Consider the following 19,347-nt stretch of genomic DNA (forward strand, 5'->3'; position numbering starts at 1 on the left):
GTTATCGGTCCTCTTTTTTTAGCTGATTTAATTTCTCTTCTAACCTTTTTATTAAAGACGGATCAGCTTGCTCTAACTCATCTATCATATGGTTCACAACAAGATCTCCAAATTCACCCATTAATTCCTGTGTCATTTTCTTCGTTTGATTAGATAAAAATTCTTTTTTCGTTTGTGCAGCACGATATATACCACTTCTTTTCACAATATGTTTTTCTAAATGTGCTTTCTCTACTAATCTGTTCATAACTGTCATTACAGTATTAAAATTCACCGGGGATTCTTCACTTAATTTTTGCTGTACTTCTTTAATAGTAATACCTTGAGTAGACCAAACAATTTCCATAATTTTCGCTTCAAGCGGTCCGAAAAAGTGATTTAATCCTTGCTCATTTAACTTGTAGTTTTGAGTAAACATATTATAACTCCTTTCACACTACAGATTGTAGTACGAAATAAATAAAAGGTCAAACATGAATGATGTAAAACGATACTTTTAATTAGCTTTTTACCAATTTCCACTAATTATTAGCCTGTACCGTGTTAGGTTCATTGTAAACCTTAATCTTCTGCCAACATAGTTGTTATTGTAAACCTAACTTCTTACCAAATGTCTCAAAGAGATAATATTCTAATATTTGCACACTAAATTTTTCATTACGCCCTAGTGCAAATAATTCCCGATCCTTTGCTACGATAGTATCCAATGGAATAACGACGTTATCCACTATTTTTGTAATTTCAATTACATTACTTTCTACATTTACTTCTGTTTTAAATTCAATATTTTCTAATACTATATGTGAACGTCTTCCTGATGCCAAAAAAGTAAAATTAGGATTTTTAACAAAGCCAATTTCACTCTCTAAAGGATATAAATACTGAAAAATTATATCTCTGTGTCCATCCTTTATTATTTTTTCATCCTTCTCATCATCTAAATATTCTCTCAGTTTTGTTGTAAATTCAAATCGAAAATCCACTTTTTCACGCTCCCTCTTTTCATTTCATACCAAATAAATATATTGATATAACTTTACCATATTATAAAATAAGTTCCTATAAAAAGTAAAAGCCACTTTTGTAAATTCTCTGGTATTCCCCGCACCTTTTAACTATAAAAACTCATTCAATATTAATTAATACGTCGTTATATTCATTTAACCATATTACTTCCATACTTTGAAACGATAGTATCCAGTATTATATATCAATAAACTGCTTCTAATCCCTTGCTATCTACAGCTACCGACAGCCCTTACTATTTCAATATATTTTAAACTGTATTTTTTATTATTCATTCCACTTGTTAATTCATTAAATCACAGAAGGAATGTAACTCCCCGCTATCGAATTTTTACATAACAAATATTATTAGGTGGTGCTTTCCTATGAAATTAGCTGTCATTGGTGGCGGTGATTTACAAGATTCAAATCACTTGCATATTAATGAACGACTTATAAAATTAACAAATAAACAATACCCAAAAGTATTATTTATTCCAACAGCTAGTCATGATGATGAAAACTATATAAAATTATTTTTAGAAACGTTTGAAAAGCAATTACATTGTGAAGTTCAAATTTTACGTATTATAAACGAAACACCTACTAAATACGAAATAGATGAGATGATTCATTCTGCCGATTTAATTTATCTTGGCGGTGGGAATTACGTTCAAATGCTGGAACAATGGAAAGAACATAAACTAGATGAAAAGTTACTATTTGCTTTACAACATGGAACACTTATTGCAGGATGTAGTGCCGGTGCTATGTGCTGGTTCACATCTAGCATCCGTTCAGATTATGAAGGTTCTGGTTATATAGAAAGTAGTGGCTGGAGTATTGTTAACAAAAGATTTTGCCCCCATTACAATCAATTAAATAGAATGAATGCCTTCCATACGTTTTTACAAACTCACCAAGGTCATATAGAGGGCATTGCATTAGAAGATAATTGCGCTTTATATATTACAGAAGATTCATTTGAAATTATCGGTGAACCAGAGAAAGCTTGGGAGTTTTATATGAATAATGGAAAACTCATTAGACAACATTTTGACATAACTTTGAAAAGTTATTTATAGACATTTACTAACAAAAAATGAGGCGGTGCCAAATGATATTTTGGCACCGCCTCTTCTTTTTATAGCCTTGTTACTATTGTCAGTATTTGTTGGTAAAGCGATATACTTTGTCTAATTGCCGATATATTGCAAGTTATGATAGATATATTCGAAAAATTATTGATATAATTCCATTTACTATTGCACGAAATCAAAAGGGCATCACCTCATTTTCATCTTCTAACTTACTAATCGTGTAATTCGTTTCTTCTGCCATGAAAGCTTATAATATGCATACTGTAATATTAAGCTGACGATGAATGCAGCCGGATACCCAATCCATATCCCTTCTATGCCAAGGCTCGTATGGTAAGAAAGATAATACGCCACAGGTACTTCAACAAGCCAAATTGATACAACACCGATTACAGTTGGCCATAGTACTGTACCACTTGCTCGCATTGTCGCACTAATAATTTGTGCATGACCGAAAATTAAGTAACTCCATAATGTAATCATGATTAGGCTATGAGCAATTTCAATTGTATTTGGACTCGTTAAAAATAGTGCTAGAATATCTCTTGAGAACAAATAAATAAGAGATATTAATACACCGCCAATGATGTAATTCATAATAATTCCGGCCTTAACAACTTTCTGCAATCGACCAAATTGGTTCGCACCAATTGATTGCGCTGCAAAAATTGATACTGTAATACCGAGGCTAACCGCTGGCATTTGTACATAACTTGCAACTTGGTTCACAACGCCATACGCCGCTGTTGCATCTGAACCATATCGGTTTACAAATGCGATTACCGCGATTTCTGATAATGAAACTAATATCATATTAATACTCGCTGGAATACCGAGGCATAACAATAACTTTAATAACTCCCAGTCCATACGAAGATATTTTCTTACTGTCCTATCTAATTGTAGTGGATGATTTTTCTTCTTTAAATACATTAGCATGACAATAAAAGTAATTACTGTAGATATAACCGAAGCATAGGCTGCTCCGTAAACATCTAATTTCGGAAGTCCTAACCAACCAAAAATAAGGATCGGTAATAATAACATATTTAGTGCTGTACTAACTATTAAAAAGTAAAATGGTGTTTTGGAATCTCCCGTCCCTCGCATAAAAGTTGTATACGCAAAATATAAAAATAAAACTGGCATAGATATAAATAAAATACGCGCATAATGCACACTTATATCAATAATATTTTCTGGTGTTCCCATAATGCGCATAATATCCAGTGCAAACACACTTCCTACTATCGCCAATACGACTCCGATAATAAAAGTAAACGTAAGCGTCGTACCAACGATAGCTTTTAAACGTTCTTCATTTTTAGCACCAAACGCCTGACCGATTAAAATAGAACTACCAGAACCAATTCCAATTACAAATGAAACGAGTAGGAAAAATAACGGGAAGAATGCCGATATAGCTGCTAAATCATTTACACCAAGCCATCTTCCTACTACTACCATACCAAATAATTGTCCTACTGATTGTAATACATTACTTAATAGTAACGGAACTAAAAACATGGACATCGATTTCCATATCGGTTTATTTTCCTTTTCTGACTTCTGTGACTCTACACCTTCTTTATTGTTATCTGTAGGTGGTTTCAAATTTCATTTCTCCTTTTAATTCGAGATCACACGGCCATATCCGTGCTCCACATGGTTGAAATTGCACCAACCATTTCTCTTCAAATTTTTCAATTCTGTCTACTCATTAAAATACTAACCTCTAACACTTCAAATCCTACTCTTACTAATCACTTCATACACTCTCTTTAACTTTTATCTCTTTGTATAGTTGTTTTAATTATGTGCTTCTATTCATTTTCCTTCTCTATTTCTTATAATTTCACCCAATATTGGCTTCCATCAGCTGTTCTATCTATAAAACCATATTCAATTAAATATCTTCTTAAAGTCACAAAATCCGGATATACATTTTCTAAGACTGCATTTACTTCTTTTTCAGTATACTTTTTATTACTATCAAACTTTCTCACTAAATGACGCAATATAATTAATTTACGTTTTTGCTTTTTAGGAAATTTAGACAGTGGTCCATCTAATCCTTCTATAAAATGCGCTTTTAACACTTCATCATTTTCTTCTTCTGTAATATTGTAGCGATCGTCTACCATCGTAGCTGTTCTATGAATCGGAACAAATTTAGATTGAACTTTTGATTTTTCTTCTGATAATTCCATTAATGCTAAAAATACTTTTGCTTGCTTCATCTTCTCCCGTAATGTAAATCTATGATTACGGATTGTTGATGTGCTCCCACCATCCATCTCTTTTACAATTTCTTTATCATTAAGTCCCATATGGAAGAATTGAACCATTTTCTTTTGCAAATCGGTTAAACCTGTAAACTTCTTATCTAGATTTAATAAATAATCAAACATAGACGTATGCTCGTTTTGAATATGCAACTGTACAAACTTCTCTGCTTCATACAAAACTTGATTATCTTGATAAATAACCCCTTTTATAAATGTCTCTCCGCAAGCTAAGCAAATATATTCTTCTGCTTCCGTATCAAACACATACCCTTTCTTCAATTCCCCTACCGACGCATCCCAAAACTTCTCTGAAATATCACCCATACTAAACATTCCTCCAAAAGGTTTATTTAAAAACAAACAAATTATAATATCGTTTATTATCACTTCATCATCTTAACACAATGAAAATAAACATTTCAACATTCCGTTTACCTATTTTATAAACTTTTATAGAAATATCTATTCAAAGATACAAAAAGGACTTATCACACCGAAAAGCGAATGTATTTTACAAACTAATTATTATGGAATGTGAAACAAAACATGACTACTATTCAAGATCCTTCCAGCACTCAATTTTAACTACAAAAAAGGTATTTCCATATGCGGAAACACCTTTTTACCTCTTATATATTTTATAAACAACCTCTACTAAAACTTTACTCGCTTGTACAAATACATGTTTTCCATTTTCATCCTCAACAAATCTATTTGAACAACCACTAATGATTATCGTACAACTAATTATGACTATTACTTTAACTCTTTTTCTGCAAGTCATTTTATGCAACTCCACTGTTGAAAAACTTCATTTAAATTTATCCCATCAAAAAAGTTTACACGAATAATGAAACGTAAAAATATGCAATATTGCATATTTTTACGTTTCATTATTATATTGTGATTTAATTATTTTAATAACTGGTATACCGAGGTGATTTACTTGAAATTTAAAGCAAAAAAAAATCCATTTCATATCATTTTAATTTCATTGTTTATAGTTGTTTTTTTTATTTCTCTTTTCTTTCAAAATGAGAATTCAATTTTTTTCACACTCATGATGCTCTTAAATATCGTGAATCTCTCTTCTTTCTATTTTTCTCATTACAAAATAACGCAATCTTCTCTTGTTATTAAACATGGGTTCATTCTCCGCACTGAAATTCCGTTTGAAGATATACGTCACATTAAATACTCTGGTAAAAAACTTTATTCCGAAAAATGGACAAGACAACAATTAGAAATTTATTATAATCTATTCGATTCAGTAACATCTTTTGTACCGCAAGAAGAGGAACAATTCATTTCATACTTAAAAGAGAACTGCCCACATATGAAAGTAATCGATTGATCCCCCACTAATTCATACTATTTACATATTAATCGCTCAGGCTAACTAATTTCTAAGTTAGCCTATTTTTATTCCAAAAAGATATCTCTATCTTTCCATCACCAACAAACAATACGAACATACACTATTTCTAAAAAAGCGAACTCTTACTCTAAACGAATGAAAGGTGCTTATCATGTATGAGTTAAGTTATGAAGGATTAACAGGTGAAATTATTACACGATATGATTATGAATATGAAGAAGCTAGACAAGAATGGAATCGTGCTGTTCAAAAATTCCCTTTAGCTATTGTTTATTGCTATACAAAATGGGATGTTAGTAATGCAATTATTTGGGCAAGAGAAAATGAAATTGCTATTCGCATTCGGTCTGGCGGGCACCATTACGAAGGGTATTCTATCGGCAACAACGTCCTTGTAATCGATATAAGTAGAATGAACTGCATCCAGTTTAATCAAGATAAAAATACAATAAAAATTCAAGGAGGTGCTCAAAATAAGCAAGTCTATGACTTTATTTCTTCAAAAGGTTACCCATTTCCAGGAGGAACTTGTCCAACTGTTGGAGTAAGTGGATATACGTTAGGCGGCGGTTGGGGCTACTCTAGTAGATATTTCGGCCTTGGCTGCGACAATTTAATTGAGCTAGAATTGATTGACTATACAGGTAGCTTAATTACAGCTAATGAATCTTGCCATAAAGATTTATTTTGGGCTTGCCGCGGCGCGGGTGGCGGAAACTTTGGCATTGTCGTTTCGCTAACTTTTAAGCTCCCTCCAAAAGTTGATAAAGTTACTTTAGTTGAACTATATTGGCCAAATGCTTCAGTAAACATCCAAAAGGAATTTCTTCATGTATGGCAAAATTGGTTAGTAGATTTAAATAATAAGATGACTATTGGTGCAAGTATATATAATTCAGCTACAGAAGGACTAGCAATATATGGACGAGGTTTATTTTACGGGACACCAGAAGATGCTAATATCATTTTACAAGATTTACTTCATATAGACGGTGTAACAACAAATTTACAATATATTAGCTTTCTCGAGGCAATGGAAATCGTACAGTCTTCATATCCACCCTCTGAACAATTTAAATCTACAGCACGATTCGTGCAGAAACAATATAATGAGGAAGAAATAGAACAAATCATTAGTCTTATTCAAAAAAGAGCGACCGGCAGTGTTTTTGCAGCGATAAACCTCTATCCGCTAGGGGGGAAAGTAAAAGACATAAATAAAGATGAAACTGCTTTTTATTACCGAGATGCCTATTATATTATCGGGCTTCAATCTATATGGGAAGATCCAATCTTTAAAAAAGATAATGTACAATGGTTTGAAAAACGATTTGAACATATAGAATCCATAACAGAAGGCTCATTTGTCAACTTTCCGTACAGTCGTTTACAAGATTACATGACTGCTTACTACGGAACACATGCAAACAAATTAAGAAAAATAAATAAAAAATATGACCCACTAAACGTATTTACCTTTCCGCAAGCAATTAAAAACTGAAATACAATAAAAAATGCCAAGATTCTAAACTAAGAACCTTGGCCTCTTCCATTATTCTTTCGGAGCAATCATTTTTTTCGGATCTACAATTTCATCAAATTGCTCTTCTGTTAGTAATCCCGATTGCAGTGCTGCTTCTTTCAAAGTTAATCCATCTTTATGAGCATGCTTTGCAATTTTCGCTGCATTTTCATATCCGATATGTGGGTTTAGCGCTGTTACAAGCATCAATGAACGATTTACATTTTCATTAATTACTTCTTCATCTGCTTCAATACCAACTGCACATTTGTCATTGAATGAAACAATCGCATCAGCTAATAAATGAGCAGATTGCAAGAAGTTATAAGCAATAACTGGTTTAAATACATTTAACTCAAAGTTACCTTGGCTCGCAGCAAATCCGATTGTTGCGTCATTCCCCATAACTTGTGCGACAACCATTGTTAACGCTTCACTTTGCGTTGGATTTACTTTACCTGGCATAATAGAGCTTCCTGGCTCGTTTGCAGGAATAGTAATTTCCCCAAGACCACTACGTGGACCACTTGCAAGCCAGCGCACATCGTTAGCAATCTTCATTAAATCAGCCGCTAATGCTTTTAATGCTCCATGTGTAAATACAACTTCATCATGACTCGTTAGCGCATGAAACTTATTTGATGCAGACACAAATTGTTTACCTGTAAATTGACTAATTTCTGCTGCTACCATCTCGCCAAATTTAGGATGCGCATTAATTCCTGTTCCAACTGCCGTACCACCAATTGCTAATTCTTTCATATATGTATTGCTATCTGCAATCATACGCTCTGTTTTTTCAAGCATACGGTGCCAACCGCTAATTTCTTGCCCTAACGTTAACGGTGTTGCGTCTTGTAAATGCGTACGACCAATTTTAATAATATGTTCAAATGCAGTTACTTTTTCTGCTAACGTTTCTTTTAATTTCGTAATAGCTGGTAATACATGATTTTCTACCGCAATTACACACGCTACATGAAGCGCCGTTGGGAATGTATCATTTGAACTTTGAGACATATTCACATCATCATTCGGATGAATATGTACGTCAGATCCCTTTTCTTTCAAAATTTGATTTCCACGATTTGCAATTACTTCATTCACATTCATATTCGATTGTGTACCACTACCTGTTTGCCAGACTACAAGTGGAAAATGTTCATTCCATTTCCCTACGATAACTTCATCAGCAGCTTCCACAATTGCTTGCGCTTTCTCTTCTGATAACTTCCCTAATTTTTGATTACTAAGCGCTGCACTCTTCTTTAAAATCGCAAATGCTTTTACAATTTCAAGCGGCATATGCTCTGTTCCAATTGGAAAATTTTCCTTACTACGTTGCGTTTGTGCTGCCCATAATTTATCAGCTGGAACTTTCATTTCTCCTAATGTATCTCTTTCAATTCTGTACTCCATTTTTTCATCCCCTTGAAAATAAAATACTTACATTTCTTATTTTAACAGACTTTCGTTTGAATGATAAGAATTCTCATCCATACATAAAAAAAATACCTCCTGCGATGGCAGAAGGTATTTTTTTACGATACTTGCTTTCCTTTTTCAACGTCATCTACATACCAAATAAACTTGCCTGTATATCCGTAAATAACTGCTAAAATAAGTGATACGAAACTTAGCCACATAAACGGAACGTATGAGAACGTTGCGACACCTAAAATACCAGCCATAAAAATACCATTATCAGACCACGGAACCATACCAGAAGTTAACGTTCCACCTACTTCTGAATTACGCGCTAATACGCGGCGGTCTATTTTTAATTTGTCATAGCTATCTTCCATAATTTTTGGTGTTAAAATAAGTGATACGTACATCGCACAACCAAATATGTTAGCTAAAAACGCAACGATTAAAGTAGACAATGTTACATTACCTGCAGAATTCAATTTCTTCTCAAATTTCGATACGATTACTTTTAAAACACCTAGCTTTTCAAGTAATCCACCAAAACCTAAGCCGAAAATAATAACGGCTACTGAACCAAGCATACCATTAATTCCACCACGGTTTAATAACTTATCGACAAACTCAACACCAGATTGAATTGAGAATCCGTTATATGCTGTTCCAATTGCCTCTCCAAAGTGCATTCCTTGGAAAAGAGTTGCCCAAATTGCACCAATTAATGCTCCCATAGCAATTGTTGGCATAGATGGTTTCTTCATCGCCAATAGCACAATAACGATTACCGCTGGAACAAGCATCCATATTTTAATATCAAATTGCTTTAATAAAGCTTCTTTTAAAAACTCTACTCTATTTAAATCTACATTATCACCGCCATACATCCATCCAGCAACAGTAAACATAATACTGGTAATAATATACGCCGGAACGTCTAATACGAGCATAGCTCGAACGTGAGCAATAACATCTACTTTCGCCATAGAAGCTGCAAGAACTGTACTATCAGAAAGTGGTGATAATTTATCCCCGAAATAAGCTCCTGAAAGGACTGCACCAGCTACAAGCGGAAGTGGTAATCCAAGCCCTTCACCAATCGCCATCATAGCAATACCCGCTGTTCCAACCGTTCCCCATGATGTTCCTGTCGCGATAGACGTAATTGAACAAATAATTAAAGTTGCCAATAAGAATATGCTAGGGTGAATGAATTCTAATCCATAATAAATTAAAGTAGGTACAACCCCACCAGCAATCCACGTTCCAATTAAAGCCCCAACTGCAACTAAAATAAGAATTGCTTCTAATCCATTAGAAATCCCTTTCGTAATTGCATCTTGCAATTCTTGATAACGAAATCCTAATCTTAATCCAAGCGCAATAACTAAAAACCATGAAATAAATAGCGCTAATTGAATTGGGAGATCAAAAATCGTTTGGAAGGAAAAGACGACAGCAAGAAATAGGAATAAAAGAATAATAATTTCTAGCATCGATGGTAATCTTACACTTTTCATTTTTTTCTCTCCTTACAAGTCGATAACATGATGTATGCAGTCTCACGTGTATGTAGTATACAATTAGCGAAGACAAAACAAAATTTTCATATTATTTCGATTTATTTTTCCAGTATAATATATTCACAACCCTTTCTATTGTAAAAGTAGATGGCTCTTTTCGCAATGAAAAATATAAAAAATGTTGTATTTTTATTTATTTAGAAATAATTACCAAATAATAACTTTTTACTACTGCCTTCAACCCATATGTAGTACTATATTTCCCCATAACAAAAAGAGCACGCATCATTTAACAGATGCATGCCCCTCTTTTATTTATATCTATTTTGTATTTCTTCTTTATTTTTAAGTATCTCCGAAAATTTTTCACTACAGCCTTTTGGAAATAATCCTCCGTCTTTTACCCCCTGGCAAAAACTAAAAAAGGAAGCACCTAAATGTGTGCCTAACTCAACTAAAGTTTCTGGCTATTCAAATCGTACTAAATCATATGCGAGATCTAAATGTCCACTCCACGCAGATTGCGATCGAATAATATGACTAAAATTATCAAATTCAAACGATGGTTTATGAGTAATCCAGTTCATCTCATATCTCCTTATACACATATTTTTAACAAACCAAATTACTCTTATCTTTATTTTTTTGTCGTCGCGATTATGATTCTATTTCATGAAAATATAAAGAACTAATTCTTTCTTATTGAGGTAAAGCATCATATACATATGGATCTGTTGGCTTATTAATTTTCTCCACTTTGCTTACTTTTACAAGTGGAAAGAGTGTACTTTTATATGTCGTTTTATCTAATAAACCTGTTATTTTCACCCATGTTTCTTCTGGAATTTTTTCAACATTTTCTCCCGTAACAATCATCCCCCAGACTGATGCATCCGCAATGCAACAAGTTATGCCGTATCGAGCCACTACCGCTTTACTACCCGTCACATCTTTATCATTATATATAAACCCTGAGAATGTAATTTCTTTCCCTTTAAACCCATTAACATCTTGGCCAATTATATTCATTGTTTGAACATAATCCTTATCCTCTACTTGTATTTTGCGCTGCCCTAACATACTTTTTGCTAATTGCTCTTCCGATTGATAAGTCGTTGGTAAATTCGAGGTTTCACCTTGTTCAACTAATATTTCTCGCCAATCAGAATTTACCTGTCTTCCCTCTTTTTCGTTCTTTTCCATACTTATCGCCTGTGCACTTTGATTCATGCCCCTTTTTGCCGCTAAACTTCCGTCTATTGTTACACTTGAAAATAGAAAAGCGCTAATAATTGGAACAACCAATAAAACATATACAAAATAATTTTTCATTCTTAATTTTGATGTCGTATGATGCTTACAACACTTACATTCATCTTGTCCCTCTCTGCCACATCCCCAAACTTGTAAGGAACCAAGAAATAAAATTACAACAAAAGCTATATACGTAAATTTAATCATTTTTGGAGCGATAAAATTATAAATATTTCCTGTTACAAGTAGTTTAAATAAGAGCATTGCTAAACCAATTAAAATAATTCCACGAATATAGCGATGATATGCCTGCTGCTCCTCTTTCTCCATTCTTTCTCACCTCCTATAACATTGTGATTTGCAAGATGGTATACACCGATAAAATGACAATTCCAATCAAAAAGAATACAAATCTCTTTTGAAAATATGCAAATAGCATTAACGTATTTTTCATATCGAGCATAGGCCCGAACACAAGAAATGCGAGAAGCGCTTTTACTGAGAAAACATGTCCAAATGATGCCGCTATAAACGCATCGGCTGCTGAACAAATTGATAAAACATAGCCAAATCCCATCATAATAATTGGGGAAATCACTTCGTTATGTGCTACTGTATCAAGTACATTCCGATCAAAAAATGTTTGGAATACACTCGCTAAACAAGCTCCAATTAATAAATACTTACCAGTATCAAAAAACTCATCAACAGTGTGATTTACAACATCCCTCCAGCCCCTTTTTTGTCTTTTCTGAACTGGAATTTCTATATCTTTTAAAACATTTTTCCCGCGATAGAAATAATACACAATTAGACCTATTAATAGTGCAACAAGAATTGTTATACCAAAACGAGCATATACAATGACATCATTTTTTTGAAACGCATATAAGGTAGATAATAGAACAACCGGATTCATAATAGGCGCGCTCAGTAAAATGACAATTCCCACATGAAGAGGTAGTCCCTTTTGAATGAGTCTTCTTACAATCGGGATAATAACACATTCACACATTGGAAAAACGATCCCGACAAATACCGCTGGAATCATCGCAACAATAGGAGATCTCGGCATTACTTTTTGAATCATATCTTCTGTCACAAACACTTGAATGAGAGAAGAAACAATTACCCCTAATAAAATAAAGGGTACTGCTTCAAAAAAAATACTTAAAAACACCGAATTCACATTCAGCCATTCTTGTGGAATACTTTTGTGCAAATTTGCTAGACTTGTAAAATCCACAAAAAATAATAAAAAGAGAAAAACAGCAATAAGAGCTATTCCTATTAATTCTTTTGAAACTCTATTAAATACCAACATTCTCGCCTCCATTTTATTTATATTTAACCGTATGCTTGTCCAAATGCCCTATACTACTACAACACAAATTTTATAGTCTATTTCTATTCTTAAATCGTAATCATTATGATTTATTGTTGATTTTTTCTTTCACATCAATTATCATAAAACGTAATCATTACGATTTAAGAAAGAGGGATTATTTAATGAAAAAAATACCTATTACTGTATTAAGTGGGTTTTTAGGAGCCGGAAAAACTACTTTACTGCATCATATTTTGACTAATAAGAGCGACTTAAAAGTAGCTCTTATCGTTAATGATATGAGTGAAGTAAATATTGACGCTTCTCTTATCAAAAAGGGCGGTTTTTCACGTACGGAGGAAAAATTAGTAGAAATTCAAAATGGGTGTATTTGCTGTACACTACGAGAAGATTTAATAATAGAGGTGAATCGCCTTGTTGAAAACGGTGATATTGACTATATTGTGATTGAATCTTCTGGTATAAGTGAGCCTATTCCAGTTGCCCAAACGTTTACTTATACAGACGAAGTTCTTAACATTGATTTAACGAGAAATTGTCGTCTCGATACGATGGTTACAGTTGTAGATGCCAATAGATTTTGGGATGACTTTGCAGATGGAGAAAGTTTATTAGACCGTAAACAGGCAATCGATGAAAATGATACTCGAGAAGTTATTGATTTATTAGTAGATCAAATTGAGTTTGCAAATGTAATTGTTCTTAATAAAATTGATTTACTAGAAAAAGAAGATATGATAGAACTTCGTCATTTACTAAAGAAATTAAATCCCGGTGCAAAAATTATTGAGTCTTCATTTAGCCAAGTACCATTACAAGAAATTTTAAACACTAATTTATTTAATTATGAAGAAGCCAGTCAATCAGCGGGATGGATTCAAGAGTTAAATAGTGAACACCATACACCAGAAACGGAAGAATACGGTATCAATTCCTTTGTGTACCGTCGTAAACATCCTTTCCACCCTGAACGCCTTATGAATTGGCTAGAAAAATGGCCTTTAGATGTTGTAAGAGCGAAAGGATTTTTCTGGCTCGCATCTCGCAATAATATGATAGGACTTCTATCTCAAGCAGGTTCCTCTATTACAATACAAGGTGCTGGTGAATGGATTGCAGCATTACCTGAGGCTGAAAAAAATCAATTGATTACAGAAGAACCAGAAGTGTTGAAAAACTGGGATGACCGATACGGAGATCGAATAACTGAACTCGTATTTATCGGAATTGAAATGAATCGTTCTATTATTGAACAATCATTAGATCGTTGCCTATTAACAGAAAAAGAAATGAAGCAAGATTGGAATATATTTGTTGATCCTATTCCAGCTTTTACTTACACTTCATAACCAAAAATAAAAAGGCTTCCGTAGAATGAAGCCTTTTTTCACTTTGTAGTACTCTTATTTAACAGACTTACTTTAATAAGAAATACAATTGTGCCTAAAACAACTAATACAGCATATACGGCACCAACTACATCACCTATTTTTTCTAAGCCAAACGGTAATATTATTGTGGCAACTCCGACTATATAGGAAAACACTCCTGAAAGTTTCGCTAATTTATTTTTATCTCCAATAAACATTTCTTCTTGATAACCTGCCAACAGAAACAATCTCTTTTTCACGTGTATTTGATATCCTAAAAATATGATAAGTAATCCGACAACTAAACAAATCAAAAACCCTGCTAACATTTCAACACCACCCTCTCAACAAATTTTACCATACACAAAAAGGGATTATCGTTCTTAATAAACAATTTTATTTTTAATTAGAATTTTCATTTTATTAATAATCCGTTCTGTGATATATTGCATATTGTATACAATATATTTTTCGGAAAGGAGGGCTATAAACCTTATGGATCCAAATCGATTAAAAGGAATTATAATGGTCATAATCGGCGCTTGTTTATGGGGTTTATCCGGAACAGCTGCGCAACAACTTTTTCAATATGAAAACGTTTCTACTGAATGGTTAGTTACGATTCGTTTGCTTATATCCGGTGCTATTCTGCTCATTATGTCATCATTCGGAACGAGAAAAAAAGAGATATTCGGCATTTGGAAACAAAAGTCTGATGCAAATAAGATGATTTTGTTCGGTCTATTAGGCATGCTTGCTGTACAGTACACGTACTTCGCTTCTATTAAAGAAGGAAATGCTGCCGTTGCAACATTATTACAATATTTAGCCCCTATATTTATCACTGTATACTTACTTTTCAGATGGAACGTTCGTCCATCAAAAATTGATTTTATTTCAATTTCCCTCTCATTAGTAGGAACTTTTCTCTTACTAACAAACGGTTCTGTTCATAACTTAGCTGTTTCTACACCAGCTATCATTTGGGGCATTTTATCTGGACTATCCCTTGCATTTTATAGTTTGTATTCAAAAGAATTGTTAGAAAAGTGGTCTTCATCCGTTATCGTTGGATGGGGCATGGTCATTGGGGGAATTGGTGTAACGATTTTACACTTTATTTCCACAAATGAATTCATTTTATTATCAACGACAAAATACGTAAAATTAAATACCCTCCCCCTTATTATATTTGTAGTCATTTTCGGAACACTTATCGCGTTTTATTTATACTTAGACAGCATACGATACCTTACTCCGAAAGAAACAACATTATTTGGTTGCACAGAACCGCTCGCAGCTATTATTTCTTCTGTGCTTATTTTGCACGTACCATTTCAATCTTTTCAGTTAATAGGTGCTTTTTGTGTCATTGTAATGGTGCTCAGATTAAGCCAAAAACCGGATGAAGGAAAACCGAAATTAAAGCTGGTTAATGCGAAAAAGAAAAATATACAATGAAAGGATTGAATTTCCTATGCCTGTTCCTCAAAATTATAAAAAACCAGGAAGAGTTTCAGCAAAATCACTCGTTTTAAATCAACTACAAGATTGGATTATTGAAGGTGTTTTACAACCTGATGAAAAAATTAATGATGTGGAATTGGCTGAAGCTTTAGGAGTAAGCAGAACACCTGTAAGAGAAGCACTTCAAATATTAGAGCTTTCTGGATTAGTGGAAATGGTACCTGGGCAAAAAACGAAAATCGCTCCTATTAAGTTAGACGATGTATCTATCATTTATGAAACGATGGCTGGTCTTCACTCTATTATAGGAAAGCAAGCACTTCAACGAATTACAGAAACTGATATACAACAACTTTCATTTATAAATGCTGATTTTCAACAATCTATAAATGAAAAAAATTCGAAACGAGCTTTAGAACTAGATATTCAATTTCACAATACAATTACTTCTATTGCTAAAAATCCATATATTGAACCTTTTCTAGAAAATACGCAACTTCACGTTTTACGCCTTGAATATTTGTTTTTCCAAAACTTTGTTCCTGCAAGTCAATCTATTGAAGAACATCACTCTATAATTCAAGCACTACAAAAGCAGGACGAAAAACAAATGGAACAAATGATGTCTCAAAACTGGCTCCGTCCAATGAAAGAAATCCAAAAAATGATTTCTACGAAATAATAATAGAGCTGGTTACACAAAATTTATCAAGACCTAATTTAAAAAAAGATAGAAAAACTAAAGGGTTCTACATATTAGTCATATCTAATATGTAGAACCCTTTCTTCTTTTACTAAAGCCCCCGTTACTTGAAGAAATTTATTATAGAAATGAATTACTATAATCATGTTTAGATCATTTAAAGTGGCGTAAAAACGCAAGAGAATCAGAACAAAAAGAACGTAGCAGAAGAAGTTATCCATAATTATATTAATAACGATGGCTCTTTTAATATATTTTTCATATTATTAATTTATCCCTTGCATGTAGTATAATTTTTATTAATACAATAATCAAATTCACTTATAACGACGGAGGGAGAATGTACGTCTATTATGTTAAATAAAGCAATAGAAAAAATCATCGTTATTCTTTTTAAAGTATCTATATTATTACTGATAATAGGGTTACTTGAGAAATTTATCTCTATAATGGTAATAGAACAGTATATATCATTAAATATAATAAGCTTATATTGGTTCTGTATACCAATTATAATTACAATTGGTATCTTCTTTTTATATGCAGTAAAACGGAATAAATTTATTAGCAGGATCATGAAATATCCAATATTCACTTTCAAAATAGATAATTGGATTATTGCTATACTTCTAAGCGGCTTTGTTTATTTTCTTTTAACAAAATTTGATGTTTCAACAGGGAATTTTATTATACCTGCAACTAAAATTTTATGGCTAGTGATGCTGGTGATTTATTGTGTAATAAATTTAGTTAGATATATAGGGGACAAGAAAAAGAAAAAAGTAAATCAGGAAAAATCTATACTTTATCCTGATACCCCCATAAATGTGGCAGCAGAAGACAAACTAGAACGATCCCATTTTACTGACAGATTAACAGATATTATTAATACTAGAATGGAAAAAGAAAGTATTGTTATTGGTCTTTATGGAAAATGGGGAACTGGTAAAACATCGGTTTTAAATTTAATGAAACAACGTATAAAAAAAGAGAATGATGTAATTACCATTTCGTTTAATCCATGGTATTTTGAGAATGAAGAACAGCTTGTTTTACAATTTTTTAATACACTAATTATAGGAGTAGAAGAAAATTTCTCAGGGGAAAAGAGTAAATTAATATCTAATATTAAGACTTATTCGCATAAAATTACATCCCTAACTTTGAGAATGGGTGCAGTTACTTTTTCTTTTAAAGATTTCTTAAATAATAAATCAGAAAAAACGGATATCAATAAAATTAAAAAAGATATTGCAGAACAAATTGAGTTAGAAAAGAAAAAAATCATTGTACTTATAGATGATTTGGATCGATTAGATAATAAAGATATATATTCAGTATTTAAATTAGTAAAGTTAATAGCTGATTTTCCTAGCATCTCCTATGTGCTAGCATTCGACGAAGAGATAGTTACTGAAGCGTTATCAAACCAGTATGCTAATGGCAGCAGTGGATATCATTTGGGACAATCATTTCTAGAAAAGATTATTCAGGTTCCGTTACATTTGCCCCCAGCAAATACGCTGGACATTCGAAGTATTTTATTAGAAGGCATTCAAGAAACCTTGGATAAAAATGAGATACCTTTAACTTCTAATCAAAGTAGTAGATTGATAATAATTTGGGATAGGTATTTTGGAAAGTTTCCTTTGACAATTAGAGCCATTAAAAGATATCAAAACTCCATTTTATTTTCGGTACCTTTACTAAAAGATGAGGTAAATGTTGTAGATTTGTTAAGTATTGAGGGATTGAGAGTATTTTCCCCTGATATATATAAGTTTATTTACAAACATTCTTTAAATTTTTTACATACTGAAAACAATAGGGATTTCACTAAACAAAGAGAAACATTTAATCCCTTAATTGAAAAACTTTTTGAGAATTTTACAGCTACCGAAAAACAAGCGATTATTGATTTGATAGTAGAGTTATTTCCTGCTAGTCAGTATTTATTTCACTATAATATTTCCTTTTCTAATACTATGGAAAAACAATGGGCAGATGAACAAAGAATTTGTTCAAAGTATTACTTTGAAAAGTACTTTGTATACCATGTACAAAATGGACAAATTTCTGATATTAAATTTAACTCCTTATTAAACCGTTTAGAATTTGAAGATGTTAATGTATTATACTCTGAGATGAAGGAAATGACAGAGAAACAAGAAATTCTAAGTCTTATACAAAAAATAAAAATAAGTACAGATAGATTAAATGAAAAAAAAGCAGGAAAGCTTATTGAATGCTTAGGGAGGCTGGGGGAATTCCTTCCTAATAACAACAATATGTATAATACAAGAGAACAAACATCTATTCTTATTCATGATTTAATAAGAATACAACCGAAAGCTAGAAGGAAAAAGTATGCTATAAATGCAATAAAATCTTCAAATTCCGTAGTTTTTTGTTGGCAAATTTTTAGATGGTTACAACCTCTTAATGATGGAAATGAAGAAATGTTTGAGCATGAGGAATTAAAAATTATAGCTACAAAATTGATTGAAAAAATTAAAATAGAAATTAAAAAACAGAATTTTTTAGAATTATATAGTGTCAATGCATATCCATTGTTTTATGTATGGAATGAGTGGGGAAATAAAAAAGAACTCATTAATAAATTCAGAGACTGGATTGACCAAGAAAATGGCGCAGAAAACCTGTTAATGGTATTTTCAAACCAATATAAAGCATTAGACGAAATACTAATTGATTCGTTTACAAAAGAAAATTATGAACGTCTAAAAGCCATATTCCCTCCTCAAGCATTAGCGCGGACTTTAGAAGATAAATATGAGGAGAAAATTCAGTCTAACGAAGATTATAATTCGCGAGCATATAAAAATAAATATGAAAAGGTAGCTCTACAATTTCTTTGGATACATAATTAAGTAAACTGATTTGACACTTTTAACATAAAAGGAGCTATGTTAAAAGTGTCCTTTTTCTATGTGTTGTCCAAGA

16 protein-coding genes and 1 pseudogene are annotated in these 19,347 nt (G+C 32.5%); 7 read left to right on the top strand and 10 right to left on the bottom strand.

Annotated elements, in window-relative coordinates; translation table 11 throughout:
- Nucleotide 1 precedes the first annotated feature (1 nt).
- Together ACTFQM_RS06685 and ACTFQM_RS06690 are read right to left on the bottom strand one after the other, a co-directional pair.
- On the bottom strand, nucleotides 2-418 hold the full coding sequence (locus ACTFQM_RS06685; protein WP_048373406.1) for a BlaI/MecI/CopY family transcriptional regulator: 417 nt from the start codon (nucleotides 416-418) through the stop codon (nucleotides 2-4).
- Nucleotides 419-584: 166 nt separating this feature from the next.
- Nucleotides 585-983: a DUF3942 family protein gene (locus ACTFQM_RS06690; RefSeq protein WP_440033841.1), complete on the bottom strand. Its 399-nt coding sequence runs from the start codon at nucleotides 981-983 to the stop codon at nucleotides 585-587.
- 408 nt (nucleotides 984-1,391) lie between these two features.
- Between ACTFQM_RS06690 and ACTFQM_RS06695 the strand changes: the two genes are divergently transcribed.
- Nucleotides 1,392-2,090, top strand: coding sequence for a peptidase E (locus ACTFQM_RS06695; RefSeq protein ID WP_440033842.1), 699 nt, complete (start codon nucleotides 1,392-1,394; stop codon nucleotides 2,088-2,090).
- 219 nt (nucleotides 2,091-2,309) lie between these two features.
- On the opposite strand, the gene ACTFQM_RS06700 is transcribed toward ACTFQM_RS06695, so the two are convergent.
- Nucleotides 2,310-3,719, bottom strand: a complete 1,410-nt coding sequence (locus ACTFQM_RS06700; protein WP_440033843.1) for an MATE family efflux transporter — start codon at nucleotides 3,717-3,719, stop codon at nucleotides 2,310-2,312.
- 233 nt (nucleotides 3,720-3,952) lie between these two features.
- The gene (locus ACTFQM_RS06705; protein ID WP_025148979.1) at nucleotides 3,953-4,717 is read right to left on the bottom strand and encodes a DUF2087 domain-containing protein; all 765 of its coding nucleotides are present in this window, start codon (nucleotides 4,715-4,717) and stop codon (nucleotides 3,953-3,955) included.
- Nucleotides 4,718-5,330: 613 nt separating this feature from the next.
- Here ACTFQM_RS06705 and ACTFQM_RS06710 point away from each other — a divergent pair.
- Nucleotides 5,331-5,747, top strand: a complete 417-nt coding sequence (locus ACTFQM_RS06710; RefSeq protein ID WP_116500485.1) for a PH domain-containing protein — start codon at nucleotides 5,331-5,333, stop codon at nucleotides 5,745-5,747.
- 175 nt (nucleotides 5,748-5,922) lie between these two features.
- Nucleotides 5,923-7,272 (top strand): FAD-binding protein, encoded by a 1,350-nt coding sequence (locus tag ACTFQM_RS06715; protein WP_440033844.1) that lies wholly within the window; start codon nucleotides 5,923-5,925, stop codon nucleotides 7,270-7,272.
- Nucleotides 7,273-7,323: 51 nt separating this feature from the next.
- Here the strand turns inward: ACTFQM_RS06715 and fumC are convergent, their stop codons facing one another.
- The 5 genes and pseudogenes from fumC to ACTFQM_RS06740 all read right to left on the bottom strand — a co-directional run bounded on the left by fumC (nucleotide 7,324) and on the right by ACTFQM_RS06740 (nucleotide 12,831).
- Complete coding sequence (gene fumC / locus ACTFQM_RS06720; RefSeq protein ID WP_098473079.1) at nucleotides 7,324-8,712, bottom strand: class II fumarate hydratase; 1,389 nt, start codon at nucleotides 8,710-8,712, stop codon at nucleotides 7,324-7,326.
- Nucleotides 8,713-8,834: 122 nt separating this feature from the next.
- A complete protein-coding gene (gene nhaC / locus ACTFQM_RS06725; protein ID WP_071720794.1) occupies nucleotides 8,835-10,238 on the bottom strand; it encodes a Na+/H+ antiporter NhaC in 1,404 nt (467 codons plus the stop codon).
- 380 nt (nucleotides 10,239-10,618) lie between these two features.
- Nucleotides 10,619-10,828, bottom strand: a pseudogene (locus tag ACTFQM_RS06730) (class I SAM-dependent methyltransferase); the annotation flags it as partial.
- Between the two features lie 112 nt (nucleotides 10,829-10,940).
- Nucleotides 10,941-11,825, bottom strand: coding sequence for a TIGR03943 family putative permease subunit (locus tag ACTFQM_RS06735; RefSeq protein ID WP_440033845.1), 885 nt, complete (start codon nucleotides 11,823-11,825; stop codon nucleotides 10,941-10,943).
- A gap of 13 nt (nucleotides 11,826-11,838) precedes the next feature.
- Nucleotides 11,839-12,831 (bottom strand): permease, encoded by a 993-nt coding sequence (locus ACTFQM_RS06740; RefSeq protein WP_400485895.1) that lies wholly within the window; start codon nucleotides 12,829-12,831, stop codon nucleotides 11,839-11,841.
- 173 nt (nucleotides 12,832-13,004) lie between these two features.
- Here ACTFQM_RS06740 and ACTFQM_RS06745 point away from each other — a divergent pair, with 173 nt between their 5' ends.
- Entirely contained in the window at nucleotides 13,005-14,192 is a 1,188-nt protein-coding gene (locus ACTFQM_RS06745) for a GTP-binding protein (RefSeq protein ID WP_440033846.1), read from the top strand.
- A 38-nt stretch (nucleotides 14,193-14,230) separates the two neighbouring features.
- On the opposite strand, the gene ACTFQM_RS06750 is transcribed toward ACTFQM_RS06745, so the two are convergent.
- A complete protein-coding gene (locus ACTFQM_RS06750) occupies nucleotides 14,231-14,542 on the bottom strand; it encodes a DUF3784 domain-containing protein (RefSeq protein WP_071720797.1) in 312 nt (103 codons plus the stop codon).
- Nucleotides 14,543-14,708: 166 nt separating this feature from the next.
- Between ACTFQM_RS06750 and ACTFQM_RS06755 the strand changes: the two genes are divergently transcribed.
- From ACTFQM_RS06755 to ACTFQM_RS06765, 3 genes are all read left to right on the top strand, one after another.
- Entirely contained in the window at nucleotides 14,709-15,674 is a 966-nt protein-coding gene (locus ACTFQM_RS06755; RefSeq protein WP_440033847.1) for a DMT family transporter, read from the top strand.
- 16 nt (nucleotides 15,675-15,690) lie between these two features.
- Nucleotides 15,691-16,362, top strand: a complete 672-nt coding sequence (locus tag ACTFQM_RS06760) for a GntR family transcriptional regulator (RefSeq protein ID WP_071721031.1) — start codon at nucleotides 15,691-15,693, stop codon at nucleotides 16,360-16,362.
- Between the two features lie 374 nt (nucleotides 16,363-16,736).
- On the top strand, nucleotides 16,737-19,274 hold the full coding sequence (locus ACTFQM_RS06765; protein ID WP_440033848.1) for a KAP family P-loop NTPase fold protein: 2,538 nt from the start codon (nucleotides 16,737-16,739) through the stop codon (nucleotides 19,272-19,274).
- Nucleotides 19,275-19,347: the final 73 nt, after the last annotated feature.

Source organism: Bacillus cereus group sp. MYBK30-2, from assembly GCF_051915945.1.
Taxonomy (GTDB): Bacteria; Bacillota; Bacilli; order Bacillales; family Bacillaceae_G; genus Bacillus_A; species Bacillus_A paramycoides.